The 21091-nt window shown below is 67.1% G+C and carries 14 protein-coding genes; 7 read left to right on the top strand and 7 right to left on the bottom strand.

The features are described 5' to 3' along the window. Positions 1-33 precede the first annotated feature (33 nt). The 5 genes from mreC (at position 34) to F7R26_RS00735 (ending at position 5991) form a co-directional block, all read left to right on the top strand. Positions 34-1086, top strand: a complete 1053-nt coding sequence (gene mreC, locus F7R26_RS00755; RefSeq protein ID WP_150992636.1) for a rod shape-determining protein MreC — start codon at positions 34-36, stop codon at positions 1084-1086. Then, positions 1083-1595: a rod shape-determining protein MreD gene (mreD, locus tag F7R26_RS00750; protein ID WP_150992634.1), complete on the top strand. Its 513-nt coding sequence runs from the start codon at positions 1083-1085 to the stop codon at positions 1593-1595. Before mreC ends, mreD begins: the two co-directional genes overlap by 4 nt. A 72-nt stretch (positions 1596-1667) precedes the next feature. Beyond that, positions 1668-3986, top strand: coding sequence for a penicillin-binding protein 2 (gene mrdA, locus F7R26_RS00745; RefSeq protein WP_193692109.1), 2319 nt, complete (start codon positions 1668-1670; stop codon positions 3984-3986). A 12-nt stretch (positions 3987-3998) separates the two neighbouring features. After that, complete coding sequence (rodA, locus tag F7R26_RS00740; RefSeq protein ID WP_150993635.1) at positions 3999-5141, top strand: rod shape-determining protein RodA; 1143 nt, start codon at positions 3999-4001, stop codon at positions 5139-5141. Between the two features lie 82 nt (positions 5142-5223). Continuing rightward, complete coding sequence (locus F7R26_RS00735; protein ID WP_150993633.1) at positions 5224-5991, top strand: ParA family protein; 768 nt, start codon at positions 5224-5226, stop codon at positions 5989-5991. A gap of 241 nt (positions 5992-6232) precedes the next feature. Here F7R26_RS00735 and F7R26_RS00730 read toward each other — a convergent pair whose 3' ends face one another. The 7 genes from F7R26_RS00730 to F7R26_RS00700 form a co-directional block, all read right to left on the bottom strand. Beyond that, positions 6233-7378: an IS481 family transposase gene (locus F7R26_RS00730; RefSeq protein ID WP_193692108.1), complete on the bottom strand. Its 1146-nt coding sequence runs from the start codon at positions 7376-7378 to the stop codon at positions 6233-6235. Positions 7379-8150: 772 nt separating this feature from the next. After that, on the bottom strand, positions 8151-9089 hold the full coding sequence (locus F7R26_RS00725) for an alpha-E domain-containing protein (protein WP_150993548.1): 939 nt from the start codon (positions 9087-9089) through the stop codon (positions 8151-8153). 78 nt (positions 9090-9167) lie between these two features. Continuing rightward, positions 9168-10094 (bottom strand): transglutaminase family protein, encoded by a 927-nt coding sequence (locus tag F7R26_RS00720; protein ID WP_170302041.1) that lies wholly within the window; start codon positions 10092-10094, stop codon positions 9168-9170. Between the two features lie 44 nt (positions 10095-10138). Then, positions 10139-12793 (bottom strand): circularly permuted type 2 ATP-grasp protein, encoded by a 2655-nt coding sequence (locus tag F7R26_RS00715; protein WP_150993550.1) that lies wholly within the window; start codon positions 12791-12793, stop codon positions 10139-10141. A 26-nt stretch (positions 12794-12819) separates the two neighbouring features. Next, the gene (locus tag F7R26_RS00710) at positions 12820-16362 is read right to left on the bottom strand and encodes a transglutaminase family protein (RefSeq protein ID WP_193692107.1); all 3543 of its coding nucleotides are present in this window, start codon (positions 16360-16362) and stop codon (positions 12820-12822) included. 131 nt (positions 16363-16493) lie between these two features. After that, positions 16494-17264 (bottom strand): tetratricopeptide repeat protein, encoded by a 771-nt coding sequence (locus F7R26_RS00705; RefSeq protein WP_241754393.1) that lies wholly within the window; start codon positions 17262-17264, stop codon positions 16494-16496. Positions 17265-17356: 92 nt separating this feature from the next. Continuing rightward, positions 17357-17953: a MarR family winged helix-turn-helix transcriptional regulator gene (locus F7R26_RS00700; protein ID WP_150985449.1), complete on the bottom strand. Its 597-nt coding sequence runs from the start codon at positions 17951-17953 to the stop codon at positions 17357-17359. Between the two features lie 284 nt (positions 17954-18237). Here F7R26_RS00700 and F7R26_RS00695 point away from each other — a divergent pair, with 284 nt between their 5' ends. Both F7R26_RS00695 and F7R26_RS00690 read left to right on the top strand, forming a co-directional pair. Beyond that, positions 18238-19185, top strand: a complete 948-nt coding sequence (locus F7R26_RS00695; protein ID WP_220810945.1) for a Bug family tripartite tricarboxylate transporter substrate binding protein — start codon at positions 18238-18240, stop codon at positions 19183-19185. 143 nt (positions 19186-19328) lie between these two features. Then, complete coding sequence (locus F7R26_RS00690) at positions 19329-20888, top strand: sulfatase-like hydrolase/transferase (protein WP_150985447.1); 1560 nt, start codon at positions 19329-19331, stop codon at positions 20886-20888. The last annotated feature ends 203 nt before the right edge of the window (positions 20889-21091 follow it).

Genomic DNA, 21091 nt, shown 5'->3' with positions numbered 1-21091 from the left:
CACCGGGGGACCTTTCTGCCAGCGCACGGGTAAATGGATTACACTCCGCCGCCGCTCTTCAAGCAGGGCACTTCCGCCGTTGCGCGCCTCGTCTTCTATGTGACGATCGCGCTGGCGCTGCTCATCGTTGATGCGCGCTTTGACGCCCTACGCGTGGTGCGCCAGGTTGCCGCCACCGTGCTGATGCCGGTGGAGCGCACGGTGCTGGTGCCGCGCGACGCGCTGCGCGCCACCTTCGACTACGCCCAGTCTTCCGCCGCCCTCGCCAGCGAGAACCGCGACCTCAAGCGCCGCATGGTGACCGAGGCCGAGGGGGCGGTGCGCCAGTCCCAGCTCGAGGCCGAGAACAACCAGCTGCGCAAGCTGCTTGGCCTGGTGCAGCAGTCGGCCACGCCGGTGACGGCGGCCGAGATCCTGTACGACGCCCGCGACCCCTATAGCCAACGCATCGTGATCGACCGCGGCAGCCAGCATGGCCTGCGCGCGGGCTACCCCGTGATCGACGAACGCGGCGTGATCGGCCAGATCACCCGGGTTTCGCCGTTCCAGTCGGAAGTCACGCTGCTGACCGACAAGGAGCAGGCCATTCCCGTGCAGGTAGTGCGCAACGGCTTGCGCAGCGTGGCCTTTGGCGGTGCCCGCGCCGGCCTGCTCGACCTGCGCTTCATGGCCGCCTCGGCCGACCTGCAGCAGGGCGACCTGCTGGTGACCTCCGGCCTGGACGGCACCTACCCGCCAGGCCTGCCGGTGGCCAAGATCGTCCAGATCGAGCGCAAGGCCGATACCGCCTTCTCGCGCGTGTACTGCGAACCGGTGGCCGGCGTGCGTTCGCACCGCCAGTTGCTGGTGATCCGCTACGAAGCGCAGTTGCCGCCGCGCGAGTCCATCGACGGCCCACGCGACGCCAAGGAAGCGCGCAGCGTCAGGGCGAACCGCCCGGGCGTGCGGGATGCCGAACGCTCAGGAGAGCGGCCGGCCGACAAGCCCGCCGACAAGCCCGCGGAGAAGCCTGCCGCAAAGCCTGCTGACAAGCCGGCGGAAAAGCCCGCAGACAAGCCCGCCGCGGCCAAGGAGCCCAAGCGTTGACCAATCCCCAATATCTGCTGCGCCCGGTCAACCCCGCGTTTATTGCGCTGAGTTTCGTGCTGGCCTTCCTGTTCAACCTGATGCCCTGGGGCACCACGCTGTGGGTGCCCGACATGGTGGCGCTGGTGCTGGTGTTCTGGAACATCCACCAGCCGCGCAAGGTCGGCATGGGTGTGGCCTTCGCGCTCGGCCTGCTGATGGACGTGCATGACGCGCGCCTGCTGGGCGAGCACGCCATGGCCTACTCGCTGCTGGCGTACTTCGCCATCACCATCCATCGCCGCGTGCTGTGGTTCACGGTCTATACCCAGGCGCTGCACGTGCTGCCGCTGCTGTTTATCGCCCACGCTGTGCCGGTGCTGATCCGCCTGGCCATGGGCGCGCCGCTGCCCGGCTGGCAATTGCTGCTGGCGCCGGGCATCGAAGCGCTGCTGTGGCCGCTGGCCACCGGCATGCTGCTGGCGCCGCAGCGCCGCAGCGCCGACGTGGACGAAACCCGGCCGATCTGACGCTTTACCCCAACCGAAGTCCCGCCGCGCCCCCTTGGGGGGCGCGGCAAACCGCAAGGCTGACGCAGTACCATGACCGAAATACGCAATGTCGAACAGGAGCTCGGCCGCTTCCGCATCCGCGTAGCGGCGGCGGGCCTGTTTGCCGTGATCTGCTTCGGCCTGCTGTTCAGCCGTTTCCTGTGGCTGCAGTGGTACAAGCATGACCAGTACTCGGCCAAGGCCGAGGACAACCGCATCTCGGTGGCGCCGATCGAGCCCAACCGCGGCATCATCATGGACCGCAACGGCGTGGTGCTGGCGCGCAACTATTCCGCCTACACGCTGGAAATCACCCCGTCCAAGCTGTCCGACACGCTCGACAACACCATCGAGGAACTGGCCCAGCTGATCGACATCCAGCCGCGCGACCGCCGCCGCTTCAAGCGCCTGATGGAGGAGTCGCGCAGCTTCGAGAGCCTGCCGATCCGCAGCCAGCTCACCGACGAGGAAGTGGCGCGCTTCTCCGCCCAGCGCTTCCGCTTTCCGGGTGTGGACGTGCGTGCCCGGCTGTTCCGCCAGTACCCGCTGGGCGAGTCCGCCTCGCACGTGATCGGCTACCTGGGCCGCATCTCCCAGCGCGACCAGGAACGCATCGAGGCCATGGACGAGGCCAACAGCGCCGAAGGCGCCAAATACGATCCGCGCAAGGACGCCGACAACTACAAGGGCTCCAACTACATCGGCAAGATCGGCATCGAGCAAAGCTACGAAACCGAGTTGCACGGCCTGACCGGGTTCGAGGAAGTGGAAGTGAGCGCGGGCGGACGCCCCATCCGCACGCTGTCCACCTCCCCCGCCACGCCCGGCAACAACCTGATCCTGTCGCTCGACATCCGCCTGCAGCAACTGGCCGAGGCGCTGTTTGGCGACAAGCGCGGCGCGCTGGTGGCGATCGAGCCGGCCACGGGCGACATCCTGGCCTTTGTCTCCAAGCCGACCTACGACCCCAACCTGTTCGTCGAAGGCATCGACACCAATACCTGGAACGAGCTCAACGGCTCGCCCGACAAGCCACTGCTGAACCGCCCGCTGCGCGGCACCTACCCGCCCGGCTCCACCTACAAGCCGTTCATGGCGCTGGCGGCACTCACCACCGGCAAGCGCACCGCAGCCTGGGGCTTCCACGATCCGGGCTCGTTCACGCTGGGCAACCACACCTTCCGCGACGACAAGCCAGGCGGCCACGGCTGGGTGGACATGAACGCCTCCATCGTGCAGTCGTGCGACACCTATTACTACATGCTGGCGCGCGACATGGGCGTCAACGCCATCCACGACTTCATGAAGCCGCTGGGCTTCGGCCAGATCACCGGCATCGACATCGAAGGCGAGAGCCGCGGCATCCTGCCCTCCACCGACTGGAAGCGCCGCGCCTACCGCAAGCCCGAGCAGCAGAAATGGTATGACGGCGAAACCATCTCGCTGGGGATCGGCCAGGGCTACAACAGCTTCACCATCCTGCAGCTGGCCAACGCCACCTCCATCCTGGTCAACAACGGCATCGCGATGAAGCCCCACCTGGTCAAAGCGGTGGAGGATTCGGTCAGCCGCGAGCGCGAGCTCACCGTGCCCAAGGAAAGCTATCGCCTGCCGCTCAAGCAGTCGGATATCGACGTGATCAAGCGCGCCATGGTCGGTGTGACGCACTCGGGCACCGCCGCCCGCGCGTTCGCCGGCGCCGCCTATGAGTCCGCCGGCAAGACCGGGACGGCGCAGACCTTCACCATGGGCAAGAACGAGAAGTACAACCACCACGCGCTGGACGAGCGCAAGCGCGACCACGCGCTCTATACCGCATTCGCTCCCGCCGACAACCCGAAGATCGCGCTGGCGATGATCGTGGAAAACGCCGGCTTCGGCGGTGCCGTGGCCGCGCCGATCGCACGCAAGGTGATGGATTACTATCTGACGGGCAAGTGGCCGGAAGAGCTGGCGAACATCGCCCCGCCCGCGTCCGAACGCGCCGGCGGCAAGCCGCCCGTGGATACGCCCAGCGTGTTTACCACCGGCCACACCGCCAGCATCGCCAGCGCCACCGTCATGGGCGCGAGCGAAGCCGCCGCCACCAGCGAAGGCGCCAGCGTGCCGGCGGCGCGGGTGGCAGCCCGCGCCGGCGCCTCCGCCACGGCCGCCTCTGCCGTGATGGCGCCGGTGATCGACCCCGCCGCCATCCCGCCCGCCTCGGCAGTGCAGACGCTGGACCAGCGCATGGCGCAGGCCCTCGGCCACAGCCGCCCGGCGCCGCCCCCCGCGCCGGCCGCGTCGCCCGTCATGGCGCCCGCCAGTTCGAAACCCCGCGCCAAGCCGGCAACCGCGCCCGCCGCGGCCGGCGGCAACGCTTCACGCTGAAGGAGACGCGCCATGGATCGCCGCCGCGTCCTATCGTTCATCAAGACGGCCCTGACCGGCTTTGACAAGCCACTCGCGCTTATCGTCTTCCTGCTGTTCGCCACCGGCATCGTGGCGCTCTACTCCGCCGCCATCGACATGCCCGGCCGGGTCGAGGACCAGTTGCGCAACATCCTGCTGTCCTACCTGGTGATGTGGGTCATCGCTTACCTGCCAACCCAGACGCTGATGCGGGTGGCGGTGCCGCTCTATACGGTCGGCGTGGCCCTGCTGGTGGCGGTGGCCATGTTCGGCCTGATCCGCAAGGGCGCGCGGCGCTGGCTCTACGTCGGCATGGTGATCCAGCCCTCGGAGATCATGAAGATTGCCATGCCGCTGATGCTGGCGTGGTACTTCCAGAAACGGGAGGGCTCGGTCAGGTGGTTCGACTTTGTGCTGGCGCTGGTGCTGCTCGGCGTGCCCGTGGGCCTGATCGCCAAGCAGCCCGACCTCGGCACCGGCCTGCTGGTGATGGCCGCCGGCCTATATGTGATCTATTTCGCCGGCCTGTCGTGGAAGATCATCCTGCCGCTGCTTGCCATCGCGGTGGTCGCCATCACCGCGCTGGTCAGCTTCGAGCACGATATCTGCGCCCCCGGCGTGAACTGGCCGATCCTGCACGACTACCAGCAACACCGCATCTGCACGCTGCTGGACCCCACCACCGACCCGCTCGGCAAGGGCTTCCACACCATCCAGTCCATCATCGCCATCGGCTCCGGCGGCGTGTTCGGCAAAGGCTGGCTCAAGGGCACGCAGACGCACCTCGAGTTCATCCCCGAGAAGCACACCGACTTCATCTTCGCCGTGTTCTCCGAAGAGTTCGGACTGATCGGCAACGCCGTGCTGCTGGTGCTCTACCTGCTGCTGATCTTCCGCGGGCTATACATCGCGGCCAACGCGCCGACACTGTTCTCGCGGCTGCTGGCGGGGTCGATCACGCTGATCTTCTTCACCTATGCCTTTGTGAACATGGGCATGGTGAGCGGCATCCTGCCCGTGGTGGGCGTGCCGTTGCCGCTGTTGAGCTATGGGGGAACGGCGCTGGTGACGCTGGGCATGGGCATCGGGATCCTGATGAGTATCTCGCGGCAAAAGCGGCTGATACAAACATAGCCTGGCATGCGATTTGGCCGCTGAAATGACACCTGGCTAAGGTATCCTCTGTCCTTTGGAACGTTCACCTCCAAGGGCTCAAATGCGGCGCGTCGTATTTAATCAGAAGGGCGGAGTCGGCAAGTCGACCATCGTCTGCAACCTGGCGGCCATCAGTGCCAGCGAAGGCCTGCGCACCCTGGTCATCGACCTCGATGCGCAAGGCAACTCCAGCCAGTACCTGCTCGGCGCGCACGCCGCCGAGGCCACCCCGACGGTGGCCGACTTCTTCGAGACCGCGCTCACATACAGCTTCAAGCCGCTGGATGTCACCGCGTTCATCCACGCCACGCCGTTCGAAAACCTCGACGTGATGCCCGCCCATCCCGAGCTCGATACGCTGCACGGCAAGCTCGAATCCCGCTACAAGATCTACAAGCTGCGCGACGCGCTGATCGAGCTGGAAGACGCGTACGACGCCATCTATATCGACACCCCGCCCGCGCTGAACTTCTACACCCGCTCCGCGCTGATTGCGGTCCAGCGCTGCCTGATTCCCTTCGACTGCGACGACTTCTCCCGCCGCGCGCTCTACACGCTGCTCGACAACGTGAAAGAGATCCAGCACGACCACAACGCGGACCTGGAAGTCGAAGGGATCGTGATCAACCAGTTCCAGCCGCGCGCCACCTTGCCGTTGCAACTGGTGGAGGAACTGGTCGGCGAAGGGTTGCCGGTGTTGAATTCACGGTTGTCGTCGTCGGTGAAGATCCGGGAGTCGCATCAGCATGCGATGCCGATGATTCACCTGGATCCGAGGCATAAGTTGGCGTTGGAGTATTTGGCGTTGCATCGGGAGTTGGTGGGATAGGGGTTGGGTAGCGGCCATGAGGTGTTGGTCGCTGTTTCTTTGAGCGGCGATGGCCTTTGCCCCCAACAGCCGTACGGCATCCCCCTGCGGGGGCGGTCGCTGTTTATTTCGTCGGCGGTGGCATCTTGCACCCAACAGCCATACGACATCCCCCTGCGGGGGCTGCCGGTCACTCTTCTTTGCGTCGGTGTATAGACCGGGGACATGGGTGACACATGTGCGAGGACATGGTTGACACATTTTAAGCGGCATTCGGGTCGTTTAGGTCGATGCTTCCGAAGCGATGATGTGCAAAGTAAAGGGCGTATTTGCCGCTGTGTCTGGCGTCAGGGCGCAGCGCCACGTGCAGCTTGGCTAGGGCATTCGAAACCTTGAAGCGACGTCCCTGGAAACAGAGCTCGCCGTGCCATTTGACCTGCACTACGGTGTCGTCAGGGCCGTATTCGATGGGCGGCAACTGCTCCGGATATGGCCTCGGGCTGGGCCGATACCGCGTGACGGGCGTCGCCAGGCCAAGGGCTTCGTGAGGTCGCTGCTGGTTGTAGACATCGCGCCAGCGATCGAATGCGCGCTGCGCATAACGGCAGGAAGCAAAGTCGTTGCCGGTGAGCACCTCGGCCTTAAAGGTGCGGTGGAACCGCTCATCCTTGCCATTGGTTTGTGGGTGCGCGGGGCGGCTATGGCTCAAGCGCACGCCCAGGCGAATCAACCAGATCGCCAGAGCCGTGAGCTGGCCGGGTTGGGAAGGGCTGCCCCAGGGCGCACCGTTGTCGGCGTTGATGCGCAGCGGCAGCCCATAACGACGGAAAGCCTCGCGCAGATGGCGCTGCACCACTGCAGTCTGGGTCCTGGTGCAGGCCGTGAGCAGGATATTGAAGCGGGAATGGTCGTCCAGCACCGTCAGTGGGTAACACGGCATGCCGTCTCGGGTGGCAAACCAGCCCTTGTAGTCCATCTGCCAGAGATGGTTGGGCTCGGGATGCTCGAAACGCTGCCATGCCACCGATTTGGCCGAGGCCTCCGGCGTAATTAGCCCGTGGCGATGCAGGATCGAGGTGACAGTGCTGGGAGCCGGCGCCTCGGTATGCCCCAGGTCCTGCAAGCGGCGGCTGATCTTGCGCCCGCCCCAGGCAGGATGCTGCTGGCGAAGCGCGATCACGGCCTGTTCAAGGTCGGCGTGGGTCTGTTCCGGGCTGCGACTGGGCCGCCGAGAGCGGTCGACCAGACCGGCCTCGCCTTGCTCGGCATAGCGCGCGAGCCATTTGTAGGCAGTCTGGGGACTGATGCTGAAGCGCCGGCATAACTCGCGGCGATTGCTGCCCTCTTGCTGGGCCAGAAGGATGAATTCTTGACGAAGGCTCATGGTGTCGCGCGTGCTCCAAGGCATGGTCGGATTCCGGGCAGATTCATTGCCCGAAAGTGTCAACCATGTCCTCGCACACCCGTCACCTATGTCCCCGGTCTATACACGTCGGCAAAGAAGACTAACGAGAAGAAAGCCGACCCTGCCGGGGGCAGAGCAATAAGGCTTTCGAATATTGGTGGTTTCGTCGTACGGCCCGGAGTGTTAGCTGGCCTTTGCCTTACCGGCGCAAAGGCCATCGTAACTGCATTACCCAATGGTCACGTGGTGGTGCCCCTGATCGCTTTGCCCGGTGAGCGTTCGACCATCTGCCGTTACCGGCGCGGACCATCACGACACATCGTCTGCCAATGGTTTCGTGGTGGGGCGGGCGCGGTGGTCAGGGTCTCGGGCTAATCAAGGCGGTGCCACCGCGCCCACGACGGAACCGGTGCGCCTGCAACTTCGTGGCCGGCCGCGCCGCGAGCGACAGACGGCTTGAAGCAAGTGGTGTCTGCTACCGGGGGCCTCACCACGAATCCCGGAGGCTGGCAGATTCGTGGCCGGTCAAACCGGTACCGGCAGAAGCGAGCAGAACCGCTGGCCCTACGACGAAACCAGCGCCCCTAGCACCCGCGATTGCTCTGCCCCCGGCAGGGTCGGCTTTCTTCTCGTTAGTCTTCTTTGCCGACGCAAAGAAGAGTGACCGGCAGCCCCCGCAGGGGGATGTCGTATGGCTCTTGGGTGCAAAAACCAACGCCGACGAAATAAACAGCGAAAGCCCCCCAAAAGCCCCTACACCCTACCCCCTCCCCCCCTACCCCCCCACCCCCTTCATCAAAAAATCCCGACTAACCCCACCCCCAAGCTCATGGATCCTGCGAAGAAAATCGCTAAGCCACCCATGAATCCCGACAGAAAAAATATCCTCGATCCGAGTGAATTTAAGCTCGGCATGCAGTTTCCCCGCCCGTCGCTCCGTCTCCACTGAGCGCGCATTGCGCACCTGCGCCAGCAACGAAACCACCTCCCGCAAACTGGCTGCCAGCGACCGCGGCATATCCGGATGGACGATCAGCAACTCGGCCACGCGCTCCGGCGTGACCACCGAGCGATAGACCTTGCGATACATCTCCAGCCCCGACACGGAGCGCAATACCGCGGCCCATTGGTAGAAGTCGTCTTGCTGCAGGCTGAGGTCGGTGGCCTGGAACTTGACGTCGAGAATGCGGGCGGTATTGTCGGCGCGCTCCAGGAAGGTGCCCAGCCGCATGAAGCAGTAGGCTTCGTCCTTGAGCATGGTGCCGGCTTCCACGCCACGCGTTAAGTGGGAGCGGAACTTGACCCACTCGAAGAACTGCGCCGGATCGTGGCGCAGGATGCCGTCGGCCACCATCTGCTGGACATCGAGCCAGGTGGTGTTGATGGTCTCCCACAGCGGCGTGGTGAGTGCGCCGCGCACGGCGCGGGCGTTTTCGCGGGCGGCGCGCAGGCAGGACATGATCGACGCCGGGTGGCTCAGGTCGCGCACCATGAAATCGATCACTTCCTCGTGCACGACCGCGCCGTGGTGCGCGGCGAATACCGGCGTGAGCTCCGTCACGTCGAGCATCGCCAGCCAGCCTTGCTGCGCCACGTCGGGCGATTGCGGCAGCATCGAAGCCTGGTAGTTGACGTCGAGCATGCGGGCGGTGTTTTCCGCGCGCTCGGTGTAGCGGGCCATCCAGAACAGGTGGTCGGCGGTGCGGCTTAGCATGGTGATTCCCCCTTTTCTCGGCAAACCCAGGCTACTGGCAAGCAATTGGCTTGCCAGCCGCTGACCGCGGCGCGGTGCCTACTCGACCGGCAGCACGCTGACCTCCACTTCCACATCGTGCGCGCCGCCGCCCACGATGACGCCGCGCAGCAGCGAGACATCGCTATAGTCGCGCCCGAACGCCAGCGTGACGTGGCTGGTGTCGGCCAGCACGTCGTTGGTGGGATCAAGGTCGACCCAGCCGGCCAGCGGGCAGTACACCGACAGCCAGGCATGCGAGGCGTCGGCACCGATCAGCCTGGGCTGGCCGGGTGGCGGCTCGGTGCACAGGTAGCCGCTGACGTAGCGCGCCGCGAGGCCGAGCGAGCGCAGGCAGCCAATCATGACCTGGGCGAAATCCTGGCACACGCCGCTGCGCAGGCCGAAGGCTTGCAGCGCCGGGGTATCGACCTCGGTGGCGGTGGTCTGGTATTCGAAGTCGGCGTGCACGCGATGCATCAGGTCGATGGCGCCGGCCACCACGGGCACGCCGGGCGCGAAGCTGGCGAGCGCGTAGGCCTTGAGATCGGGATGCAGCGCCACGTTGGGCGAGGCGAAGCAGAACTCGCTTTCCGGCAGGAAGGGCTGCCCGGCGCGAAAGCGCAGCGCGGCGACGGCCGTCTCCCACGGCATGCTGGCGGCGGGGTCGAGCGACGCCCAGCGCGGCGTGACGCTGACTGTGCTCTCGCAGGCGAGCTGCATGTAGTCGTGCGGCACGTCGATGGTGAAGTACAGCACGTTGTTGCCGAAGGCGTCGATGTCCGCATGCTGGTGCGACGGCGGCGGCTCGATCTGCGTGCTGTGCGCATGCACCGCCTGCCACGGGCAGGTCACCGGAAACACCACGGCGCGCTGCTGGGCATTCTCCACCGGCGCGGAGTAATCGTAGATGGTTTTGTGATGAATCGTCAGCACGGAGGCCACGCGCCCTGGCGCGGGCTCGGCAACGCCTTGCGCCTGGCTCATCGTCACATTCATCGTCACATTCATCGTCGCATTCATGGTTGCGCTCATGGCTGCGCCCCGACGCGGGTGCCGGCCATGCCGGCATGGCTGAAGTAGCGCGCACTGATTTCGTCTGAGAGCTGCACCATCATGTCAGTCAGTTGCTCGCACAGTTGCACCAGATTGGTGTATTTCCCGTCGGCGCCGCGCTGGCATAGCGCTTCCCAGCCGGGCAGCGTCTCCACGGTGGGCAGCCATTGCGGCAGCGGCACGCGCCCGGTGCCGGCCGGGCTGGCCGGCGGCGAGATCTGGCCGAGCTTGACGCGCAGCCGCGCCAGCAAGCCGTAGAGCCCGCGCGGGTTGGTGGGCTCGATCACCAACTGGTCGACCAGCGCGGGCACATCGGAGCGGCCCGGGTACAGCGCGCGGAAGGTCAGCGTGCTGTCGAACAGGTGCAGCAGCAAATCGAAGCAGGTCCGGTGCAGCAACGCGCCGTTGTGCGCAAACACCCGCAGGAAGGTCGAGAGCGTGGCCACGCGCTCGATATGGCGGCCGATAAACAGCAGGCGCCAGGCTTCGTCGCGGGTCATGCGGTCGCCCTGCGCGCCGCTGATGGCGGCGAGCTGCATGGACAGGTGATCCAGCGCCGCCAGCACGCGCGGGCGGTCGTAGATGCCCGCATCGCCGGCACCGCCGGGGCTCCCCGCGCAGGCCGCCTCCATGGCGTCGCCGAAATCGTTGCGCGCGGCCAGGATGGTGCGCCAGTGATCGTTGGACAGCCGGTTGCGAATCTCGGTGGCGGCGTGCACGTGGCTGGCCAGGTTCTGGCCCACGCTGGTCCAGCCGGCGCTTTCCGCCAGCGCGGACACCAGGCTGCGCTCAAACACGCGCAGCGAGGTGCGCGGCTGCGGCGCGCCGGTCGGCAGCAGGCCGCAGGCGAGCGCCAGTTCGCCGATCACGTCGAGCGCGCTGTCGTCGCGGTCGTCGCTGCTTTCGATCGAGCCCAGCACCAGGCGGCACAGACGTACGTTGTTTTCCGCACGCTCGGCATAGCGGCCGGCCCAGAACAGGTTCTCGGCGGCGCGGCTGGATACCGCCAGCGGCTTGGCCGCCGGCCCGCGCGCCGCGCCGGCCATGGGGAACTGCAGCGGCGAGCCAACCGGCTGCGCCGGCTGGCTCGACAGCACCCAGGTGTCGACGCTGGAGCCGCCGAGCTGCATCGATACCGCCGGCTGCCCCTCGCCGGCGAGCCGGGTGAAGCCGCCGGGCATCACCTGCCAGCCGCCCCGTCCGTCGGCAATGGCGTAGACCCGCAGCATGGCGGCGCGCGAGCCGATATGCGGCCCTTCCCAGCGTGGTGCGTGCGACAGCGGCAGGTCGGCCTGGATCGTGAACAGATCCGGCACCTGCTCGATGCGCTCGCGCCAGTCCGCCAGGCGCTGCAGCCCGCGCTCCATGCCCAGGCGCGGGCCTTCCCACGGCTGCGCCATGCCGCGCGGGTAGGTTGGCATCAGGAAGGCTTCGGTGAATTCGCCGAGCGCCTCCTCGCGCGCCGTGGCCTCGCCGCACCACCAGCTGGGCACGCCCGGCAGCAGTAGTTCCTCGCCCAGCAGCGCGCGGGAAATGGCCGGCAGGAAGCCATGGATGGCCGGCGTCTCCAGGAAGCCCGAGCCGGGCGCGTTGGACACCAGCACGTTGCCCGCGCGCATCGCCTGCAGCAGCCCGGGCACACCGAGCGTGGAATCCTGGCGCAGCTCGACCGGGTCGCAATAGGCGTCGTCCAGGCGGCGCAGCACCACGTCGACACGTTCCAGCCCGGCCAGCGTCTTCAGGTACACCACGTCGTTGCGCACCGTCAGGTCCTTGCCCTCGACCAGCGTGATGCCGAGGTAGCGGGCCAGGAAGGTGTGCTCGAAATAGGTTTCGTTATAGGGCCCCGGGGTGAGCAGCACGATGTGCTTGCTGACCGAGGCGGCGGCGCTGCCCGAGGATTCCGGCGCGGGTGGCTGCGCCGCGGGCTGCTGCGCCAGCGTGGCCACCAGTTGCGAGAACGCGGCGGGCAGGCGCCGCACGCGCAGCTCGCGAAAGGCATCGGCGAACAGGCTGGAGATGATGAGGCGGTTCTCCAGCGCGTAGCCCATGCCGGAAGGCGTCTCCGTGCGGTGGGCCATCACCGTCCAGCCGCCCTCCAAGGTATGCGCGAGGTCCACCGCGACGATATGCAGGAAGTTGCCGCCCAGCGGCTGGTAGCCCTTGAGCGGGCGCAGGTAGCCGGGATGGCCAAAGACCAGGCCGGCCGGCAGCAAGCCCTTGGACAGCAAAGCCTGCGGCCCGTAGATGTCGGCCACCATGGCGTTGGCCAGCTCAGCGCGCTGCGCCACGCCGCGCTCGATCCGCTGCCAGTCCTCCTCGCTCACCAGGAAGGGCAGCAGGTCCAGCGCCCAGGCGCGCGCACCGGCCTTGTCCGTGTTGTCGGCGTAGACGTTGTAGGTCACGCCGTTGTCGCGGATCTGGCGCGCCATGGCGGCGGCCTGCTGGTCAAGGCCGTCGATCCCTTCCTCGCCCAGTATCTGGAAAAAGCGCGCCCAGGGCTCGCGCAGCCCGTCCCCGCATGCCCCCAGTTCATCGAGGTGCCCGGGCGGCACCGGCCGCGCGCGGTGCATCACCGCGTCGACGGCAGGGGCGGTTTCATCAAAAGGCAGGGACGGCTGAAGAGACACGGGGCGCGGCTTTGGGGGCTGCCGGATCAGCGTTGGCGCAAATCCAGCGTGAACGGAAACTCGAGGCTGCGCCGGGGCGGTTCCACGCGCATCACGCCCGGCGTGTGGCCAAGCGTGAAGAAGCGTGTCAGGCGCCGGCTCTCAGCCTCGTACGCATTAACCGGGAAGGTCTCATAGCTACGCCCGCCCGGATGCGAAACATGATACTGGCATCCACCGATGCTGCGCCCCATCCATGTGTCGACAACGTCGAAAGTCAGCGGCGCATGCGAGGCGATGGTGGGGTGCAGCGCAGACGGCGGCGCCCAGGCGCGGTAGCGCACCCCGGCCACGAACTCGCCGGCGCGCCCGGTGGGCTGCAGCGGTACCGCGCGGCCATTGACGGTGACCACATGGCGGCTGTCGTTCATGCCCAGCACGCGCACCTCGATGCGCTCGAGCGACGAATCCACGTAGCGCACGGTGCCGCCGGCACTGCCCTCCTCGCCCATTACATGCCAGGGTTCGAGCGCGGTGCGCAGCGTCAGTGACAGGCCACCGGCCGCGAGCTCGCCCACGCGCGGGAAGCGGAACTCGAAGTGCGGCGCGAACCAGGCGTTGTCGAACGCGAAGCCGGCTTCGCGCATCTCGGTGAGCACGTCCTCGAAATCCATCTGCACGAAGGTGCCGAGCAGGAAACGGTCATGCAGCTCCGTGCCCCAGCGCGTGAGCCGCCCGCGATAGGGCTCGCGCCAGAAGCGGGCCACCAGCGCGCGCAGCAGCAACTGCTGCACCAGGCTCATGCGCGCATGCGGCGGCATCTCGAACGCGCGCAGCTCCAGCAGGCCTAGGCGGCCGGTGGGGCCGTCGGGCGAGTAGAGCTTGTCGATGCAGAACTCGCTGCGGTGGGTGTTGCCGGTGACGTCGATCAGGATATTGCGCAGCGCACGGTCGACCAGCCACGGCGGCATGTGCGCACCGACCCCGCCCTCGGCGCCCGAGAGCCGGTCGAGCTGGTGCTGCAGTTCGGCAAAGGCGATCTCGAGCTCGTAGAGCTGGTCGTTGCGCGCCTCGTCCACGCGCGGCGCCTGGCTGGTCGGGCCGATGAACATGCCCGAGAACAGGTAGGACAGCGAGGGATGGTTGTGCCAGTACGCAATCAGGCTGGACAGCACATCGGGGCGCCGCAGGAAGGGGCTGTCGGCCGGCGTGGCGCCGCCCAGCACGAAGTGGTTGCCACCGCCGGTGCCGGTGTGGCGCCCGTCGAGCATGAACTTCTCGGTGCTGAGGTAGGTTTCGTGGGCGGCCTGGTAGAGGAATTCCGTATGGTCGACCAGTTCGTCCCAGTTGGCGGCCGGATGGATGTTGACCTCGATCACGCCGGGATCGGGCGTGACCTGCAGCAGCTTGAGGCGCACGTCGCGCGGCGGTGGGTAGCCTTCGAGCACGATCTTCACGCCCAGCCCGGCGGCGGTGGCTTCCACCGCCGCGAGCAGCTCCAGGTAGTCCTCCAGCACGGTCAGCGGCGGCATGAAGACGTAGAGCATGCCGCGCTTGTCGCCCGCAGCCGCCCGCTCGGCCTTGGGGCCGGCGGCGCGGCTGGGATGGCGCACTTCCACGCACAGCGCCGTACGCGTGATCCAGCCCGCGGATTCGCCGCGCTCGGGCACGCGCGCCAGGTCCGCCGCCAGGGCGGCGGGCGCGGCCGTGCCGCCGGTCGTGCCCGCCCCTGGCCTGGCCCCGGCAAGCTTGCCGGCACGCGCTGCCGCAGCCGAGCCGGGCGCGGGATAGGCCGCGGTGCTGGCACGGAACTCCGCCGCCTGGCCAGGCTCGGCGCCTTGGCCGGCAAGCCCGGGCAACTGCGCGCGCAGCTGCGCCCCGGTGGGCAGCGGCGAACGCGCCGCGAACGGGTCCTGGTCGAACTGCCACGGGTAGTCGGCCTCGCTGACCCAGGGCAGGGCATCCAGCGGCAGGCGGTAGCCCATCGGCGAATCGCCGGGCAGCAGGTACATGCGGTCGTCGCGGAAGAACCACGGCCCGCTGATCCAGCGGTGGGCGGCCAGCGCCGGGCCATCTTCCAGGCCGGTGCGGCGCAGCGGCAGCACATAGCCGGTGGGCCGCGCCAGGCCACCATCGAACACGCGGCGCAGGCGCATGCGCTCCATCTCATCGTCGAGCCGCGCCTCCAGCGGGTCGACATTGACCGGCAGGCGGCGCTCGCGCCAGAGGTAGTACCAGGTGTCCTCATAGCCTGGCTGCACAAAGCCGGGGTTGAGCCCGAGGCGCTTGGCCAGGCTATCGAGGAAGCGCTGCGCGTCGGCCTCGGTATAGTCTGCCGGCTCGCGCTCATCGGCGAACAGCGACGGGTCCTGCCAGCAGGGCTGGCCGTCGGCGCGCCAGCAGATCGACAAGGCCCAGCGCGGCAATTGCTCGCCCGGGTACCACTTGCCTTGGCCAAAGTGCAGGAAGCCGCCCTTGCCATAGCGCTCGCGCAGTTTATGCACCAGTTCGGTGGCATAGGCGCGCTTGGTGGTGCCGAGCGCGTCGGTGTTCCATTCCGCGCCATCGCGATCCTTGACCGCGACAAAGGTCGGCTCGCCGCCCATGGTCAGGCGCACATCCTGCGCGTTGAGCTGGAGATCGACCTCGGCGCCCACCGCCGCCACCGCCTGCCACTGCGCCTCCGTATAGGGCTTGGTCACGCGCGGTGATTCATAGATGCGGGTGATCGACATCTCGTGGTGGAAGGTCACCTCGCTCTTGTCGACCGCGCCGCTGACCGGCGCCGCGCTGCCCGGCTCGGGCGTGCATGCCACCGGGATATGGCCCTCGCCGGCCAGCAGGCCGGAGGTGGGGTCGAGCCCGATCCAGCCCGCGCCCGGCAGGTAGACCTCGCACCATGCGTGCAGGTCGGTGAAGTCCACGTCGGTGCCGCTGGGGCCGTCGATGGATTTCACGTCGGGCGCCAGCTGCAGCAGGTAGCCGGACACGAAGCGCGCGGCCAGCCCCAGGTGGCGCAGCGTCTGCACCAGCAGCCAGCCCGAATCCCGGCACGAGCCGGCACCGGTCTCCAGCGTCTGCTCCGGCGTCTGCACGCCGGGCTCCATGCGGATCAGGTAGCGGATGTCCTTTTGCAGGCGCTGGTTCAGGGCCACCAGGAAATCGCTCGTGGTCTGCTTGTTGCGCGGAATGCTCTCCACGAAGGCGGCAAAGCGCGGCGTCAGCTCACCCTTGACCATATAGGGCGCCAGCTCGTAAGCCAGGCCGGGCTCATAGGTGAAGGGATAGTTCTCCGCGTAGGGCTCGAGGAAGAAGTCGAACGGGTTGTAGACCGCCATCTCGACCACCAGGTCGACGGTGATCTTGAACTCGGTGGTCGGCTCGGGGATCACCAGCCGGGCGAGGTAGTTGGCGAACGGGTCCTGCTGCCAGTTCACGAAATGCTGCTCGGGCTCGATGCGCAGCGAATACGAAAGGATCGGCGTGCGGCAGTGCGGGGCAGGACGGAGCCTGACCACCTGCGGCGAAAGCTTCACGGGCCGGTCGTACCGGTAGTGGGTGACATGGTTCAGTGCGACGTGTGTTGCCACTAGTGCCTCCCATTGGCGCAGGTTTCGTGTGGTTCTCTCAAGCAAGAGTTGTACCGCCCCCGGCGGCGCACCCCAGATAGCGGCCGGCGGTGGCCGCCCTTGCATGGCAACATGCCCAGACTACCGCAGCATTACATGGCGCCAGCCTGTTTTGCCTTCAGTCCCTGCTCGATCAGCGAGCGCAGCTTGGCCAACGCCCCGGGGTCGCCGTGCGCGGCGGCGCGGGCGTACCAGATCTTGGCCTGCTCGATGTCCTTCTCGACCACGCCGGGCTCGCCACGCTCGTAATAGCTGGCAACGATGTACTGGGCACCACCGTCGCCCGCCGTGGCGGCGCGCGTGTACCACTCGAAGGCCTTGCCGTAGTCCCGCGCGAGGCCCCGTCCGGTGAAGTAATTGGTCGCCAGCTCCACCTGGGCCTGCACATGGCCGCCTTCAGCCGCGCGGCGGTACCACTGGTTGGCGGACTCCAGCGAGCGCGGCACCAGTTCGCCGTGTTCGTACATCTCGCCAAAGGTGAACTGGGCCTGCGTCATGTCGTTCTCGGCCGCGCGGTGCAGCCAGATCAGCGCCTCCTCCTGGCGCACCGGCGTGCCCTCGCCGCGCAGCAGCATCATGGCGTAGTTGTACTGCGCGAGCCGGTTGCCTTGCTGGGCCGCCTTGGCGAAGTCCCGCAAGGCCGAGTCGAAGGCGCCGGCGTCATAGGCGGTCACCGCCTGGCGCGTCAGTTCCTGCGCCGGCGCCGGGGGCTGGCGCGCGGCCTGGGCGTGCTGGACGGCAAGCAGGCAGAGGGGAAGCAGCGCAGCAATGGCGGCGGCGCGCAATCGCGAAGGCAATCGCGAAGGCAATCGGGCAGCAAGGTCGGCAGGACAGCGAACAGGAAAGCGACGGACAAGCGGCATGGCAGGCTCCAGGCAGGGCACGCGCTGACTCCAAGTCTACAAGTGTAGGACTCCGAAGTCGCCAGGTGCAGTCGGAAGCGGCCGGCCAAACCTTACGGTTGGCGCCACCAGTTCTGCGCCGGTTCCGCAGGCGCGGGTACGCTGCTGGGCAGCGCTTGCGCCTGCGCCAGCAGGGCCTCAGCCTCCGCGTGCAGCCTGGACAGGCAACGTGCCAGCACCCGCGCCTCCTCCGGATCCAGGCAGGCGGCCAGGCGGGCGTTGAAGGCCTGGGCCTGCGCAAAGGCAAGCTGGTAGACCGCCTCGCCCTGCTCGCTCAGGGCAAACGCCGCCGCCCGCTTGTCCTGCTCGCGCGTGGCGCGCTGCACCAGCCCGCGCGCCATCAGGGCGTGCACGGCGCGGCTTGCCAATACCTTGTCCAACCCGGCGCTTTGCGCCAGCTCCGTCAGGCGCGTGCCCGGCTGCTCGCCGAGAAAGGCCAGCATGCGCCATTCGCGCCGGCTCACCCCGGCCGCGGCGCGCAGGTGATGCCCGCTGGCTTGCAGGGCCACGCGGGTCAGGTGATAGAGGCGGTAATTGAGGAAGTCCGCCAGGCGGGCGGGATGCTGCAGCGTTTCGCCGGCGTCCCGCTCCCGGCCCTCGTGTGCCACTGCCTCTGCCTGCGCCTGCTCGCCCGCCTGGCTGCCGTTCATGCCGCACCCGCAAATTTAGTTGATTTTGTCAATTATATGGCTGGGTGTTAGCGTCTGTGCCGCTGCCTAAGAACTGGCGGGCCGCGTGCCAAACGCATCCGCCGGGGTACGGCCGGGCAGCCATGCGCCCAGGAACGAAACGCGCACATCGATGCGCGAAATCCTTCTTTGGCGCCCGCAGGCCGTATCGATAAATTGGCCGGCTTCCCGCCGATGCCGAACCAACAGGAGAACCCGTGAAACCCGCCAAACTGCTGCGCGCGCTAGTCCCCACCCTCGCCACCATGACCGCACTGGCCGCCGTGTGCCTGGCCAGCGCGCCGGCCAGCGCCCAGAACGACCGCCCGCTGCGCATCCTGGTGGGCTACCCCGCCGGCGGCACCGCCGACCTGGCCGCCCGCCTGATCGGCGACAAGCTGCGCGAGGAACTCAAGCAAACCGTGGTCATCGAGAACAAGCCCGGCGCGGGCGGCCGCCTGGTCATGGACTATGCGCGCACCCTGCCCGCCGACGGCAACACGCTGGTGGTCGCCAACTCCGCGGTGATGACCATCGCCCCGCTGACCTACCGCAAGCTGAACTACGACATCCAGCGCGATTTCGTGCCGGTGGCGCAAACCGCCAACTTCCAGCTGGCCCTGGCCACCGGCCCCGGCGCGCCGGCCAAGACGCTGAAGGAGTACGTCGAGTGGCTCAAGGCCAGCCCGGCCAAGAACAATTCCTACGCCTCACCGGCACTAGGCAGCATTCCTCACTTCTTTGGCTTGCTGATCGGCAAGCAGGTGGGCGTGGAGATGTTGCACGTGCCATTCAACGGCTCGGCACCGTTGATGAATGCGCTGGTGGGCGGGCAGGTGCCGGCCTCGGTCGATACGCTGGCCGATCTCACCGAGATGCATCGCGCGGGCAAGATCCGCGTCCTGGCGAGCTCAGGGACGCAGCGCTCGGTGGCATTGCCGGATGTGCCCACATTTACCGAGCTTGGCTACAAGGACATCGAAGGGCTTGGCCGCTACGGGTTCCTGGCGCCGGCCGGCGTACCGAAGGCAACGATCGACCGGCTGAATGCGGCGATCGTGCACGCGGTGCAGTCGGCAGATCTGAAAGAGCGGTTCCTGAAGCTGGGGCTGGAGCCGCAAACCGGGAGCGCGGAGCAGTTCGGCAAGGTGCTGGCAGCAGATGCCGGGCGGTGGGGACCGGTGGTCAAGGCCTCTGGCTATACCGGGGATTAAAAAATACCACATCACATACCGTTAAGTTTATTCATCTGATGAATGTTATTTCTCGTACGGATTGAATAAGCCAAAAATTACACAACGTTATTTACTGAAGTGATACTGGTCAGGTCAGCGGCCCGACCGGTATCGACAAAGCCATGCCCACCAGAAACACCCTCTTCATCATGTGCGACCAGCTGCGCCAGGACCACCTGGCGTGCTACGGCCACCCCACCCTGCGCACAAAGCACATCGACGCCCTGGCCGCGCGCGGCGTGCGCTTCACCAAGGCGTTCGTCACCTCTGGCGTTTGCGGCCCGAGCCGCATGAGCTTCTATACCGGGCGCTACCCGAGCAGCCACGGCGCCACCTGGAACCGCGTGCCGCTGTCCGTTGGCGAAGTCACGCTGGGCGAATACCTGAAGGAAAGCCACCGAGCGCTGGCGCTGGCCGGCAAGACCCACGTGATGCCCGACAACGCCAACATGAAGCGCCTGCATCTCGACGGCGGCAGCGAGCTGGAAACGCTGCTGCGCAGCGGGCACTTTGTCGAAGTCGACCGCCATGACGGCCACCACGCCGAGCCGCACAGCGCGTATGCCGAGTGGCTGCGCAAGCAAGGCTACGACAGCGCCGACCCGTGGACGGACTACGTGATCAGCGCCGAGAACGCGCAGGGCGAGATCGTGTCGGGCTGGCAGATGCGCAATGCCGGCCTGCCCGCACGCGTGGCGCAAGCGCATTCGGAGACGGCTTATACGGTGGGCCAGGCAATGCAGTACATCGCCGCGCGCGGCGACGACCCGTGGGTGCTGCACCTGTCGCTGGTCAAGCCGCACTGGCCTTATATGGCGCCCGCGCCCTACCACGCGGCCTACTCGCTGGACGACTGCCTGCCGCTCAGGCGCCACCAGGCGGAGCTGGACAACCCGCATCCGGTGCTCGACGCGTACCGCACGCAGGAAGAATGCGCCAACTTCATGCGCAGCGAAGTCTCGGACACGGTGCGTCCCACCTATCAAGGCCTGGTGCAACAGATCGACGATCGCCTGGGCGAGCTGTGGGACCAACTGGAGCGTCTGGGCCGCTGGGAAGACACGCTGATCGTGTTCACGGCTGACCATGGCGACTTCCTGGGCGACCACTGGCTCGGCGAGAAGGAGCAGTTCTACGACACCGTGCAGAACATCCCGCTGATTGTCTACGACCCCTCGGCCGAAGCCGACGCCACCCGCGGCAGCGCGGATGCGCGCATGGTCTCGGCCGTGGACGTGGTGCCGACCGTGCTGGACGCGCTGGGCCTGCCGCCGGCCGACCATCGCGTGGAAGGCCGCTCGCTGCTGGACCTCACGCGCGAGCGCGGCAATGGCCAGTGGCGGGATTTCGTGGTGTCGGAGCTGGACTACGCGTATCGCGGCGCGCGGATCGCGCTGGGCCGGCAGCCGGGCGAGTGCCGGGCGTGGATGGTGCGCAATGCGCGCTGGAAGTATGTGCACTGGCAGGGTTTCCGCCCGCAGCTGTTCGACCTGGAACGCGACCCGGACGAGTTCTTCGACCTGGGCGAGGATGCCGGCCACGAAGCCATCCGCTCGACGATGCGGCTGCACCTGCTGGAATGGTTCTGCACCCTCAAGCCGCGCACTACGGTGAGCAACGACGAAGTAGCGGCCAAGACCAATGTCTACAAGCAGGCGGGCGTGTTTTTTGGCGTTTGGTGAGGTGGCTTGCATCGTGGCATGACGCGCCGGGATTGCGCCCGGGATAGCGCCCGGGCCTAAAGGTTCCTGCCGGTCTGGCCGTAATACCGCCTAAGCCACCCTGGGCACAGATGCCAGGGCAACGGCCAGGAGTGGTGGAGCCCGGCAGACGCCGTCGAATCTTGTCAGGCAAGCATGGAGGTTCCTCGCCACGATCATGGAAC

Source organism: Cupriavidus basilensis, assembly GCF_008801925.2.
Lineage (GTDB): Bacteria > Pseudomonadota > Gammaproteobacteria > Burkholderiales > Burkholderiaceae > Cupriavidus > Cupriavidus basilensis.
The sequence above is the reverse complement of the archived record's forward strand: the minus strand, read 5'-3'. Positions and strand labels throughout refer to the sequence as shown.

Excerpts from the sequence above, each read along its gene's own strand:
- mreC (WP_150992636.1), top strand. The coding sequence starts at position 34 with ATGGATTACACTCCGCCGCCGCTCTTCAAGCAGGGCACTTCCGCCGTT.
- mrdA (WP_193692109.1), top strand. The coding sequence starts at position 1,668 with ATGACCGAAATACGCAATGTCGAACAGGAGCTCGGCCGCTTCCGCATC.
- rodA (WP_150993635.1), top strand. The coding sequence starts at position 3,999 with ATGGATCGCCGCCGCGTCCTATCGTTCATCAAGACGGCCCTGACCGGC.
- F7R26_RS00735 (WP_150993633.1), top strand. The coding sequence starts at position 5,224 with ATGCGGCGCGTCGTATTTAATCAGAAGGGCGGAGTCGGCAAGTCGACC.
- F7R26_RS00730 (WP_193692108.1), bottom strand. The coding sequence starts at position 7,378 with ATGCCTTGGAGCACGCGCGACACCATGAGCCTTCGTCAAGAATTCATC.
- F7R26_RS00725 (WP_150993548.1), bottom strand. The coding sequence starts at position 9,089 with ATGCTAAGCCGCACCGCCGACCACCTGTTCTGGATGGCCCGCTACACC.
- F7R26_RS00720 (WP_170302041.1), bottom strand. The coding sequence starts at position 10,094 with ATGAGCCAGGCGCAAGGCGTTGCCGAGCCCGCGCCAGGGCGCGTGGCC.
- F7R26_RS00705 (WP_241754393.1), bottom strand. The coding sequence starts at position 17,264 with ATGCCGCTTGTCCGTCGCTTTCCTGTTCGCTGTCCTGCCGACCTTGCT.
- F7R26_RS00700 (WP_150985449.1), bottom strand. The coding sequence starts at position 17,953 with ATGAACGGCAGCCAGGCGGGCGAGCAGGCGCAGGCAGAGGCAGTGGCA.
- F7R26_RS00695 (WP_220810945.1), top strand. The coding sequence starts at position 18,238 with ATGACCGCACTGGCCGCCGTGTGCCTGGCCAGCGCGCCGGCCAGCGCC.
- F7R26_RS00690 (WP_150985447.1), top strand. The coding sequence starts at position 19,329 with ATGCCCACCAGAAACACCCTCTTCATCATGTGCGACCAGCTGCGCCAG.